The organism is Mycobacterium talmoniae, from assembly GCF_001854525.1.
GTDB lineage: Bacteria > Actinomycetota > Actinomycetes > Mycobacteriales > Mycobacteriaceae > Mycobacterium > Mycobacterium talmoniae.
This window is the reverse complement of sequence record NZ_MLQM01000025.1, coordinates 32,944-44,127: the sequence shown is the minus strand read 5'-3', so window position 1 is coordinate 44,127 and position 11,184 is coordinate 32,944. Positions and strand designations below refer to the sequence as shown.

10 protein-coding genes and 1 pseudogene are annotated in these 11,184 nt (G+C 69.9%); 6 read left to right on the top strand and 5 right to left on the bottom strand.

The window, feature by feature from the left end; genetic code table 11:
* Window positions 1–808 (top strand): arylamine N-acetyltransferase family protein (locus BKN37_RS07465; RefSeq protein WP_108772698.1); only part of this gene is annotated, 808 nt, incomplete at its 5' end.
* Window positions 809–1,129: 321 nt separating this feature from the next.
* Window positions 1,130–2,386, top strand: a complete 1,257-nt coding sequence (locus tag BKN37_RS27655; protein ID WP_318276365.1) for a phosphatase PAP2 family protein — start codon at window positions 1,130–1,132, stop codon at window positions 2,384–2,386.
* A gap of 21 nt (window positions 2,387–2,407) precedes the next feature.
* Here the strand turns inward: BKN37_RS27655 and BKN37_RS30265 are convergent.
* The 3 genes and pseudogenes from BKN37_RS30265 to BKN37_RS07450 form a co-directional block, all read right to left on the bottom strand.
* Window positions 2,408–2,941, bottom strand: a pseudogene (locus BKN37_RS30265) (acyl-CoA dehydrogenase family protein); the annotation flags it as partial.
* A 344-nt stretch (window positions 2,942–3,285) separates the two neighbouring features.
* Window positions 3,286–4,431: an acyl-CoA dehydrogenase family protein gene (locus tag BKN37_RS07455; RefSeq protein WP_071023948.1), complete on the bottom strand. Its 1,146-nt coding sequence runs from the start codon at window positions 4,429–4,431 to the stop codon at window positions 3,286–3,288.
* A 6-nt stretch (window positions 4,432–4,437) separates the two neighbouring features.
* A complete protein-coding gene (locus BKN37_RS07450) occupies window positions 4,438–5,103 on the bottom strand; it encodes a class I SAM-dependent methyltransferase (protein ID WP_071023946.1) in 666 nt (221 codons plus the stop codon).
* A gap of 68 nt (window positions 5,104–5,171) precedes the next feature.
* Here BKN37_RS07450 and BKN37_RS07445 point away from each other — a divergent pair, with 68 nt between their 5' ends.
* The 3 genes from BKN37_RS07445 (at window position 5,172) to BKN37_RS07435 (ending at window position 8,082) form a co-directional block, all read left to right on the top strand.
* Window positions 5,172–6,188 carry a beta-ketoacyl-ACP synthase III gene (locus BKN37_RS07445; RefSeq protein WP_071023943.1) on the top strand — a complete coding sequence of 339 codons (1,017 nt, stop codon included), beginning with the start codon at window positions 5,172–5,174 and terminating at the stop codon, window positions 6,186–6,188.
* 74 nt (window positions 6,189–6,262) lie between these two features.
* Window positions 6,263–7,759: a class I adenylate-forming enzyme family protein gene (locus BKN37_RS07440; RefSeq protein WP_071023941.1), complete on the top strand. Its 1,497-nt coding sequence runs from the start codon at window positions 6,263–6,265 to the stop codon at window positions 7,757–7,759.
* 26 nt (window positions 7,760–7,785) lie between these two features.
* On the top strand, window positions 7,786–8,082 hold the full coding sequence (locus BKN37_RS07435; protein ID WP_071023939.1) for a hypothetical protein: 297 nt from the start codon (window positions 7,786–7,788) through the stop codon (window positions 8,080–8,082).
* Window positions 8,083–8,175: 93 nt separating this feature from the next.
* Here BKN37_RS07435 and BKN37_RS07430 read toward each other — a convergent pair whose 3' ends face one another.
* Together BKN37_RS07430 and BKN37_RS29070 are read right to left on the bottom strand one after the other, a co-directional pair.
* Entirely contained in the window at window positions 8,176–8,802 is a 627-nt protein-coding gene (locus tag BKN37_RS07430; RefSeq protein WP_479724549.1) for a TetR/AcrR family transcriptional regulator, read from the bottom strand.
* A gap of 19 nt (window positions 8,803–8,821) precedes the next feature.
* Entirely contained in the window at window positions 8,822–8,968 is a 147-nt protein-coding gene (locus BKN37_RS29070) for a hypothetical protein (protein ID WP_158260427.1), read from the bottom strand.
* A gap of 331 nt (window positions 8,969–9,299) precedes the next feature.
* On the opposite strand from BKN37_RS29070, the gene BKN37_RS07420 reads away from it, so the two are divergent.
* Window positions 9,300–11,135, top strand: coding sequence for an acyl-CoA dehydrogenase (locus tag BKN37_RS07420; protein ID WP_071023935.1), 1,836 nt, complete (start codon window positions 9,300–9,302; stop codon window positions 11,133–11,135).
* Window positions 11,136–11,184 lie beyond the last annotated feature (49 nt).

Genomic DNA, 11,184 nt, shown 5'->3' with positions numbered 1-11,184 from the left:
CACCGCCAGAGCGCACCACACCACCCACACCCCCCCACCGCCACCTGCCCTCGTCGCGCATCGCCCGCACAACACCTCGCGTGCTCCTCACCTACTAATCCGTCGGCGGCGTCGGATGCGTATACGAGACAGGCGCGTGGCCGCGCTGACCGACAAGCTGGTGCATCGCCGCCGCGGCGGCTACTGCTACGAGCACAACAACCTGATGGGCTACGTGCTGACCGCGCTTGGCTTCGAGGTGGACCGGCTGGCCGGGCGAGTGGTGTGGATGAATCCCGACGGACTGGACGGGCCCCCGCACGCCGAGACCCACCAGGCGCTGGCGGTCCACGTTCCCGGCGTCGGCGAACCGTACCTGGTTGACGTCGGATTCGGCGGGCAGACGCTGACCTCGCCGATCCGGCTGATCGCCGGACCCGCCCAGCAGACCCCCCACGAGCCGTTCCGGCTGCGCACCCACGGCCACGGCTACGTGCTGGAAACCCTGGTGCGCGAGGTGTGGCAGCCGCTGTACACCTTCACCACCGAACCGCGCCCGCTGATCGACATGGAGGTCGGCAGCTGGTACGTGTCCACCCATCCGGAGTCGATCTTCGTGGTCGGGCTCAGCGCGGCGCTGGTCACCGCGGACGCCCGGTGCAATCTGCGCGGGCGCCACCTGGCCATTCACTCCCGGGGCGGGCAGACCGAACGCATCGCGTTCGACACCGCCGCGCAGGTGCTCGACGCGCTGACCGGGCGGTTCGGGATCGACGTGACCGGCCTCGGCGATGTCGAGGCACGGGTTGCGCAGGTCCTCGACAGGTAGGGTGTCGCGGCCTAGTCCCAAGCGTCGCACCCGCCCCTGCGAGAAGGCATAACGCCGTCCGAAAACGGATAACGCGGGTGATATCAGGTCGGACCTCGCCGCAGCCTGGGGGAGTTTCGACCTGGAGATCGGCGAGGTGATGTCGCCGGGCTATCCGTTTCCAGCACCGCAGGCTGGTCCAGATTTGGTACGGATGTGACTGGTGTGACCGGCTTGGTTAATCGCTGGCCAACGGTGGGCAAACTAGGCTGAGAGGTCACGCATTCCGAAAAGCCCGGCCGGACCCATGGTGCCGGCCGATCGAAAGGTGTCGGGTATCCAATGGTTGATGCACCGTCTGATGCCGACACCGGCGACGTCGCTGCGCTGCGGGAGCGCCGACTCATCCTCGTGCGCCGGGCCGCGATCGCCGTCTGGGTGATCGTGGTGGTGTTCCGGACCTGGACCACCGGGTTCGCATTCAACCGGGAACTGCTGCTGGTCTACATTTGCGCGGGTTTGCTGGCGGCGAGCATCGGCCGCAAACGGATGCTGCAGGTCATCCTCGACTGGCTGCCGTTCGCCCTGGTGCTGGTGGTCTACGACCTGAGCCGGGGGGCGGCGCTGTTTTTGGGGACGCCCACCTGGTGGCAGCCGCAAGTGGACGCCGAGCGCTGGCTGTTCTTTGGTGTGGTGCCGACGGTCTGGCTGCAGGAGCACCTCAAACTGCCCCATCCGCCGTGGTGGGAGGTGGTGATGAGCACCGTCTACATGTCGTTCTTCATCCTGCCGTACGTGGTCGCCGGGGTGCTGTGGCTGCGCAACCGCGACGACTGGAAGGCGTTCGTACGCCGCTTCGTCGTGCTGCAGTTCGCCGCGCTGATCGTGTATATCCTGCTGCCCGCGGCGCCGCCGTGGGCGGCCGCCCGCTGCACGCCCGCCGACGTCGCGGGTGGTCCGTCCGATCCGCCCTGCATGTTTCGCTCGGCGCGCGGCGTCCCCGACGGCGGTTTGCTGGGCGCCATGTCCACCAGCCGGCCCGGGGCCCATCAGTGGGTGGAACGCATCTCCACCCGCGGTTGGGGAACCCTGCACCTGAACTCGGCGAAGTCGCTGATCGACGAGGGGCAGGCCAACGTGAACCTGGTGGCCGCCATCCCGTCGCTGCACGCCGCGCTGACCGCGATGGTGGCAGCCTTTTTGTGGCGTCGGGTCGCGGCCAAGTGGCGGCCGCTGCTGGTCGCCTACCCGCTGATCATGGCGTTCCTGCTGGTGTACACGGCCGAGCACTATGTGTTCGACATCCTGCTGGGTTGGTTGTTCGCGGTGATCGTCTTGATGGCACTGGCCCGGCTGGAGGCCCGGTGGCAACCGGGGTGGTGGCGCCGACGTCCGGCCCCGGCAGCCGTCGCCGCCGACCGGGTGCCGCTACCAGCCTCGCCCGTCGACGATGGTGTCCCAGGCGTCGGCGGACAGGACGGCGCGACCCAGGCGCCGGGCATGGTGCCCGGGGCGGCCGAACTCGTCGACCCAGCTGTGCGCGCGGGTGGTCGCCAACCACAACCGGTGCTCGATCGTCACACCGATAGCGCCGTGTAACTGATGGGCCGCGGTCGTCACCGCCGGCACGACCCGCCCGAGCACCACCTTGGCCACGGTGACCGCGTAGTCGGCCTGCGCGCTGCCGAAACCGTGGTCGGTGGCCGCCGCGACGGCCAAGGTCGTGGCGGCGCGGGCCCGTTCGATCCCGCCGGCCATCCCGGCCAGCGCCTGCTGCACCGCCTGGAAGGCGCTGAGCGGGCGGCCGAACTGGGTGCGCTCCCGGGTGTGGGCCGCCGACCACTCGGCGGCCGCGTCGAGCACCCCCACCGTTTGTACACAGCGGGCCCAGGCGCCGCGGCGGGTGAGCTCCTCGCCGGCGGACGCCTCGATCCCGGTGAACGCCGCGACGGGCAGGTCGAAGCCGACCCCGTGGCGCGGCTCACCGGCCAGGTTGTGGCCCTCGCTGACCTGCAGGTCGGCCGCGTCGACGGCGTCGACCAGCAGCGCATCGCCGGTGCGGGCCGCCACCAGCACCTCCGCGGCCGCCGGCAGCCACGGCACCCCGGCCGCGGTGCCGGTGACCCGCCCCGCCGCGACCGTCGCGTCGGCCATCGCCACCGTCAGCGGTGCGGCATCGGGCGCCTCGACGCCGGCCGCGGCCGCCAGCCACCCGGCCAGCAGGTCGGTCTCGGCGACCGGCACCGCCCCGGCGTGCCGGGCCAGCCCGCGCAACACGACCGCGGCCACGCCTGGGTCGGCCTCGCCGCTGCTGGTCAGCCGGGTCAGCCCGGTGTCGTGCAGGGTGTCCCACAGCTCGTCGTCGAAACGTTCCGGCCGGGTGCGGTGGCCCAGCCGAGCCTCAAACGAGCGCCGGCCGATCTCGTCGACCAGCCGACGCACCTCGGCGCACTCGTCATCGTGGTCGCCCCCGAACACGCCACCGGCCAGCCATCCGGTCACCGCAACCCCATCCCGCGCGCTACCACCCCGCGCAGCACCTCGTTGGTCCCGCCGCGCAGGGTGAACAGCGGCGCGTGCAGGCGCGCGGTGTCCACCAGGGCGCGCAGTTCACCGGGCGCCTCCAGGGAGTCCAGCACCTCGGCGACCACCTCGACGGAGTCCTGTTCGAACCGGGTGCCCAGATCCTTGACCAGCGCGGCCTGGTTGGTGGGCTGGCCGCCGGCGGCCAGCGCCCGAGCCACCGACACCGACAGCTGCCGCAGCGAAATCAGCCGCGCCACCAAGTCCCCCACCCGGGCCGCCGTCGCGTCCTCGACCTGCTGGGCGGCCAGGGCGCGGATCAACGCCAGGATCAGCGGTGCGGTCGACAGGATCCGTTCGGGTCCGCTGCGTTCGAACGACAGCTCGGCGGTCACCTGCCGCCAGCCGTTGCCGACCTCGCCCAGCACATCGGTGTCGGGTACGAACACGTCGGTGTAGACGACCTCGTTGAAGTGGTGCGCGCCGTCCATCCCGACGATCGGGTCGATCGTCACGCCGGGGGCGTCGGTCGGCACCAGGAATTGGGTGAAGCCCGCATGCCGGTGCGCCGGGTCGGCCGGAGCGGTTCGGGCCAGCACCACCACCTGATGGGCGCGGTGCGCGCCGCTGGTCCACACCTTGCGGCCGTTGAGCACCCAGCCGCCGTCGGCGCGGGTGGCCCGCGCCGCGGCGGCGGCCAGATCGGACCCGGCCTGCGGTTCGCTCATCCCGATCGCGGAATAGAAGCGGCCGGCCGCGATGCGGGGCAGGATCCGGCGGCGTTGCTCGTCGGTGCCGTAGGCCAGCAATCCGGGCGCCACCTGACGATCGGCGACCCAGTGTGCGGCCACCGGCGCGCCGGCGGCCAGCAATTCCTCGGTCACGACATAGCGGTGCAGGTGACCCAACCCGCGCCCGCCGTAGCCCACCGGGATGGTCAGGCCCAGGAAACCGGCGTCGGCCAGGCGCGCGGAAAAGCCTTCGTCCCAACGGGATAGCCAACAATCCACGGCGGGCTGCCAGCCGAACGCGGCGGAGTCCGCGACCAGGAACTCGCGCACCGCCGAGCGGAGATCGGCCAGCTCGGCGTCGGCGACGCACAGCGCGTCGAAATCGCTCACCGGGGCTCAGCGGGTCCCGGTGAAGTGCGCCAGCGCGCCGGACAACTCCAGCCGCGTCACGCTCAACCCGGCACTGGTCAGCCAGTCGTGCAGTTCGTCGACGCTGCCGCCGACACCGAACAGGTCGGCGCGCCGCAGCGCGGCGATGGCCAGATCCTGGCGCAGGCCGGCGCCGCGCACCACCGAATCCCCCACCAGCCGGCCGCCGGGCCGCAAACAGCGGGCCATCTCGGTGACCGCGGCCGCCGGGTCGGGCAGGCAGTGCAACCCGTTGAAGGTGACGCACAGGTCGAACTCGTTGTCGGCGAACGGCATCCGCTCGATGTTGGCCTCGGTGAACTCGATGCCGTCCAGCCCGAGCCCGCTGGCCGCCCGCCGGGCGCGGCCCAGCATGTCGGGGGAGATGTCGGCGGCGACGTAGCGCACCCGCTGGCCGGGCCGCAGGCCGCGCAGCGCCACGCCGCCGCCGCACGGGACGTCGAGCACCGCCGCGCCGTCCGGCAGGTCGCCCAGCACCCGCAGGCTGTCGTAGAACATCCGGACGTCGGTGCCCCACAGCGCCAACCCGAACGGCCGGGCCAGCCATTCGTGTTCCACCGCGAAGTCATACACCGCACCACCCCACCGGTCCGCGATGCTGCGCTGCCCCCACCTGGTTCGCCGCTCCGACATGGGCTCCAGCCTCGCGGCCCGCGGATGGCCCTGTCAACAGTGCCGTCGGGCGGTTACCGTCGAACCCCATGACCAAGATTGCGGAGACCTCCGGCGTCCGGAAGGTGGGTCTGCTCAGCATCGGGGCGTACCGCCCCGAGCGGGTGGTCACCAACGATGAGATCTGCGAAAACATCGAGTCGTCCGATGAGTGGATTTACACCCGGACCGGGATCAAGACCCGCCGGTTTGCGGCCGACGACGAATCCGCGGCCTCGATGGCGATCGAGGCCGGGCGCCGGGCCGTCGCCAACGCACTGCTCGCGGCCACCGACATCGACGCCGTAATCGTGGCCACCAACACCCACTTCCTGCAGACCCCACCGGCGGCGCCGATGGTGGCAACGGCGCTGGGCGCCAATGGGATTCCCGGCTTCGACATCAACGTGGGATGCGCCGGGTTCGGCTACGCGCTCGGGGTTGCGGCCGACATGGTGCGCGGCGGCAGTGCCGGCAAGGTGTTGGTGATCGGTTCGGAGAAGCTGTCGCCCACGATCGACATGCATGACCGCGGCAACTGCTTCATTTTCGCCGACGGCGCCGGCGCGGTGGTGGTCGGCGAAACACCCGATCAGGGCATCGGCCCCACCGTTTGGGGCAGCGACGGCGAGCAGACCAACGCGGTCCGCCAGGACATCGACTGGATTGCCCACGCGGAGAACCCGACCGGCCCGCGGCCGTTCCTGCGGATGGAAGGCACCGCGGTATTCCGCTGGGCCGCCTTCGAGGTCGGCAAGGCCGGTGCGCGTGCCCTGGAGGCGGCCAAGGTGCCGCCGGGGAAGGTGAAGGTGTTTGTGCCCCATCAGGCCAACAGCCGAATCAACGAACTGCTGGCCAAGAATCTGAACCTGGCGCGGGGCGTGGTAGTCGCCAATGACATCGTGCACACCGGGAACACCTCGGCGGCCTCGATCCCGCTGGCGATGGAGGAGTTGTTGTCGACCGGTGCGGCCAAACCCGGCGATTTGGCGCTGCTGCTGGGCTACGGTGCCGGCCTGAGCTACGCCGCGCAGGTGGTGCGGCTGCCGCCGGTACCGTTCGAGTGAGATCCGCCGACGGTTTACACTTCGGTGGTGAGTTGTCAACCGAGCGGGTCGGCTGATGCCCAGAAGGATTGCGGATGAGTATTTCGTTGCTGCTTGAAATGGCGGTATCGAGCGACCCCGACCGGCTGGCCGTCGTCTCCGGGGACCTGCGGTTGACGACGAGCGAGCTCAGCGACCTCGCCGACGGCGGCGCGGGGGTGATCAGCGCGTCCGGGGCCGAGCATGTCGCCTATGTCGGTGCCGGCGGGGCGCTGCTGCCGCTGCTGCTGTTCGCCTCGGCGCGCGCCGGGCGGGCCGTCACCCCGATCAACTACCGGCTCTCGCCGGAGGGCATTGCGGCGCTGATCGCCCGGCTGCCGCAGCCGCTGGTGGTCGTCGACCCCCGCTACGCCGAGGTGGTCGGCGATCTGGGCAAGCAGGTGATCGGTTCCGAGGAGTTTTTGGCCGCCGCACGCACCGCCGAGCCGGCCGCGGAGTTTCCGGATCCGGACTCGGTCGCGGTGGTGTTGTTCACCTCCGGCACCACCTCGGCACCCAAGGCCGTCGAACTCTCGCACAACAACCTGACCAGCTACATCACCGGCACGGTCGAATTCGGGTCCGCCGAACCGGGCGACGCGGCGCTGATCTGCGTGCCGCCCTACCACATCGCCGGGGTGGGTGCGGCGCTGTCGAACCTGTACGCCGGCCGCAAGATGGTGTACCTGCCCAACTTCGACGCCGAGGCGTGGGTGCGGCTGGTCAACGACGAGCAGGTCACCACGGCCACCGTCGTCCCGACCATGCTGGACCGCATCGTCACCGTGCTGGAGCGCGGCGGCCACCGGTTGCCGTCGCTGCGCAACCTGGCCTACGGCGGCTCCAAGGTGGGGCTGCCACTGGTGCGCCGGGCGCTGGACCTGCTGCCCGGTGTCGGTTTCGTCAACGCCTACGGGCTGACCGAAACCAGCTCCACGATCGCGGTGCTGACCCCCGAGGATCACCGCGCGGCGCAGGCCGCGGCCGATCCCGCGGTCACCAAACGGCTCGGGTCGGTCGGTCAGCCGGTGCCGGGCATCGAAGTGCAGATCCGCGACGCCGACGGCACGGTGCTCCCGGCGGGCCGCAGCGGTGAACTGTTCGTCCGCGGGGAGCAGGTGTCGGGCCGCTACACCGGGATCGGCTCGGTGCTCGACGCCGAGGGCTGGTTCCCGACGCGCGACATCGCCACGTTGGACGAGGACGGCTACCTGTTCCTTGGCGGACGCTCCGATGACACCATCATCCGCGGCGGGGAAAACATCGCGCCCGCCGAGCTGGAGGACGTGCTGATCGAGCACCCGCAGGTGCGTGACGTCGCGGTGGTCGGTGTGGACGATCCGCACTGGGGACAGGCGATCGTCGCGGTGGTGGTGCCCGCCCCCGGCGCCGACCCCGACCCCGAAGAGCTGCGCGCGTACGTGCGTAAAAGCCTGCGCGGGTCGCGGACCCCTGACCGCGTAGTGTTTCGAGGTGAGCTGCCTACCAACGCGACCGGTAAGGTGCTGCGCCGCGAACTTGTCGAAGAACTTCGGACCGCCCCGGCCGAGTAGTAACCCACGTCAAAGAGGACGACACCATGATCAAAAACGGCACCCGGTTACAGAGTCAGGTCTGCGACACCCAGGTCATTGTGGTCAGGAGCGCAGAGAGCCTGAACGATCTGCGCTGCGGCGGCGCCCCGATGGTCGACGTCGGCGCCGAGAAGTCCGGTGACCTCAACCCGGCCTTCGCCGACGGCACCGTGATGGGCAAGCGCTACGTCGACGCCGACGGCGCCGAGGTGCTGGTGACCAAGGCGGGCGCCGGAACGCTGTCCATCGGCGACACCGCGCTCAGCCTCAAAGAGGCCAAACCCCTGCCCGCCAGCGACTGAGTGCTCCCGCCTCCGCCGCGAGGGTGCGCAAATGTACAGTCCTACCCGCCAAAGCCTGGCATTTTGCGCACGTTGGCCGGAGGATAGCCACGCCTACGGGCGGCCGGGCACCCCGTGGCGGCGGACGAATTCGCGTGACTTGATCAGGAATTCCAGCTGACCGATGACGTCGCGCAGCGGCGCGACGGTACGCGACGCCCGGCACAGCACGACGGCGCCTTCCAGCGCGGCGATCGCGGTCACCGCCAGCGACGTCGCGTCCGGCTCGTCGAACCCGTCGGCGGCGAACGCCTGGGCCAGCGCGGCGCGCCAGTGGCCGAAAATCTTGCCGGCCTCCGCGGTCAGTTGCGGCTCCTCGTCGGCGGGCCCGATGGCCGCGGCCACCACCGGGCAGCCGGCGGTGAAATCGCTGTCCTGCAGCAGCCGTTCCCACACCTCGGTGAACTGCGCCAACAGCACCCGGCTGCCCTGGTCGGCGCTGCGGTCGATGCTGGCGGTGAGGGCATCGCCGGCGTAGTGCAGCGCCTCGGTCAGCAACTGGTTCTTGCCGCCGGGGAAGTGGTGATACACCGAGCCGCGCGGCGCGCCGCTGCGGGCCAACACTTCGTCGATGGTCACCCCGGCCGCCCCGCGCTCGCGCAGCACTTCGGCGGCGGTGGCGATCATCCGGTTGCGGGTGGTCCCGCGCTTGGTGCGCGGAGCGGTCGCAGTCGACGGCACGAGGTCCTCTTGTCGCGGGTTAGGCGGCGTGCAGGTGGCGCAACGCCACCGACCGCCACCGCGCCGTGCGCGGGTGCAGCCGGCCCGGACGCCACCGCCGGCTCGGCAGATCAGGCAACCGGCCGGTGAACTGGTGACCAGCGATGTTGACCTCGATGTCCCACATCGTCTGCCTCCTCAACGCGATGGTGCACCGCCGGAGCGCCACAACCACGAAAATATGACGACAAGCATACAACTACTGGAAGTAGTAGCACAAGTCCCACCTGCGGGTTTGGCGCCAAACCGGCAAAACATCAGGTGAACAATTTCGAAAGCCGGTCTTACCAACGGGGCGCGCGGACCACGTTTATGCAGTAACCCATAGAAATGCGGGAGATCGGGGTGCGTCGGACACCGCGCCCGCCCCGGTCGAGGAAGCGTCGCCAAGGCCGGTCCCGCGCGGCTGATCGGGGTTACGCTGAGCGCAGCCGTGCGACCGGGAGGATGCGGAGCCGATGGGCCACTACCACAGCAACGTGCGTGACCTGGAGTTCAACCTGTTCGAGGCGCTGGACCTGGAGCGGTCGTTGGCCAGCGGGGTGTTCGGCGACCTGGATGGCGAGTCGGTGCGCGAGATGCTGGCCGAGGCGGCGCGGCTGGCCGAGGGCCCGGTCGCGGAGTCGTTCGCCGACGCCGACCGACACCCGCCCACCTTTGATCCCGAGACGCACGCGGTGAGCTTGCCGGACTCCTTCAAGAAGTCGCTGCACGCCTGGCAGCAGGGGGAGTGGTTCCGGGTCGCGCTCGACGAGAAGGTCGGCGGCGTGCCGGCGCCCGCGATGGTCGGCTGGGCGATCAACGAACTGGTGCTCGGCGCCAACCCGGCGGTATTTATGTACATGGCCGGGCCGGTGCTGGCCAACGTGCTCTACCACTTGGGCAACGAGCAGCAGCGCCGCTGGGCATCGCTGGCGATCGACCGCAACTGGGGCGCCACCATGGTGCTGACCGAACCCGACGCCGGCTCGGACGTCGGCGCCGGACGCACCAAGGCCACCGAGCAGCCCGACGGCAGCTGGCACATCGACGGGGTGAAGCGGTTCATCACCAACGGCGACACCGACGACCTGTTCGAGAACATCATTCACATGGTGCTGGCCCGCCCGGAGGGCGCCGGCCCGGGCACCAAGGGGCTGAGCCTGTTCGTGGTGCCGAAATTCCTGCTGGACCCGGAGACCGGCGAGCCGGGGGAGCGCAACGGCGTGTTCGTCACCGGGCTGGAGCACAAGATGGGGCTGAAGGCCTCGGCCACCTGCGAACTGACCTTCGGCCAGCACGGGGTTCCGGCGACCGGCTGGCTGGTCGGCGACAGCCACAACGGCATCGCGCAGATGTTCAAAATCATCGAGTACGCCCGCATGATGGTCGGTACCAAGGCGATCTCCACCTTGTCGACGGGTTATCTGAATGCCTTGGAGTACGCCAAGACTCGGGTGCAGGGCGCGGATCTGACCCAGATGACCGACAAGACCGCGCCGCGGGTGACCATCATTCATCACCCCGACGTGCGGCGCGCCCTGCTGGTCCAGAAGACCTACGCCGAGGGGTTGCGGGCGCTGTACCTGTACACCGCGGCCCATCAGGATCCGACGGTGGCCGACATCGTGTCCGGCGCGGACGCCGAGCTGGCCAACCGGGTCAATGACCTGCTGCTGCCGATCGTCAAGGGCGTCGGCTCCGAACGCGCCTACCAATGCCTGACCGAGTCGCTGCAGACGCTGGGCGGCTCCGGCTTTCTGCAGGACTATCCGCTCGAGCAATACATCCGCGACGCCAAGATCGACAGCCTCTACGAGGGCACCACCGCGATTCAGGCGCAGGACTTCTTCTTCCGCAAGATCGCCCGTGACCACGGGGTCGCCCTGCAGCATCTGGTCACCCAGATCGAGAAAGTCCTCGGCGACGACAACACCCACCCCGAGCTGGCCGAGGCCCGCGGCAACTTGGCCACCGCGCTCGACGACGTGCGGGCCATGGTCGCCACCATGACCGGCTACCTGCTCGGTTCGCAGGACAATGCCCGCGAACTGTATCGGGTGGGCCTGCAGTCGGTGCCGTTCCTGCTGGCGGTCGGTGACCTGCTGATCGGCTGGCTGCTGCTGCGTCAGGCCCGGATCGCGCTGGACGCGTTGGCGCAGGATCCGGCCGAATCGGACCGCAACTTCTACCGCGGAAAGGTCACCGCGGCAACGTTTTTCGCCAAGAATGTGCTGCCCCGCCTGAGCGCTGAGCGTCGCATCGTGGACAACGTCGATCTGGCGCTGATGGAGCTCCGCGAGGACGCCTTCTAAGCGGGTTGGGTCAGCGGGGCGACCTGCACAGGATCTTCACAATCTCTGC

What these genes read in the sequence shown, in the direction of transcription:
- BKN37_RS27655 (WP_318276365.1), top strand. Translation starts at nt 1,130, where the DNA reads ATGGTTGATGCACCGTCTGATGCCGACACCGGCGACGTCGCTGCGCTG.
- BKN37_RS07450 (WP_071023946.1), bottom strand. Translation starts at nt 5,103, where the DNA reads ATGTCGGAGCGGCGAACCAGGTGGGGGCAGCGCAGCATCGCGGACCGG.
- BKN37_RS07445 (WP_071023943.1), top strand. Translation starts at nt 5,172, where the DNA reads ATGACCAAGATTGCGGAGACCTCCGGCGTCCGGAAGGTGGGTCTGCTC.
- BKN37_RS07440 (WP_071023941.1), top strand. Translation starts at nt 6,263, where the DNA reads ATGAGTATTTCGTTGCTGCTTGAAATGGCGGTATCGAGCGACCCCGAC.
- BKN37_RS07435 (WP_071023939.1), top strand. Translation starts at nt 7,786, where the DNA reads ATGATCAAAAACGGCACCCGGTTACAGAGTCAGGTCTGCGACACCCAG.
- BKN37_RS29070 (WP_158260427.1), bottom strand. Translation starts at nt 8,968, where the DNA reads ATGTGGGACATCGAGGTCAACATCGCTGGTCACCAGTTCACCGGCCGG.
- BKN37_RS07420 (WP_071023935.1), top strand. Translation starts at nt 9,300, where the DNA reads ATGGGCCACTACCACAGCAACGTGCGTGACCTGGAGTTCAACCTGTTC.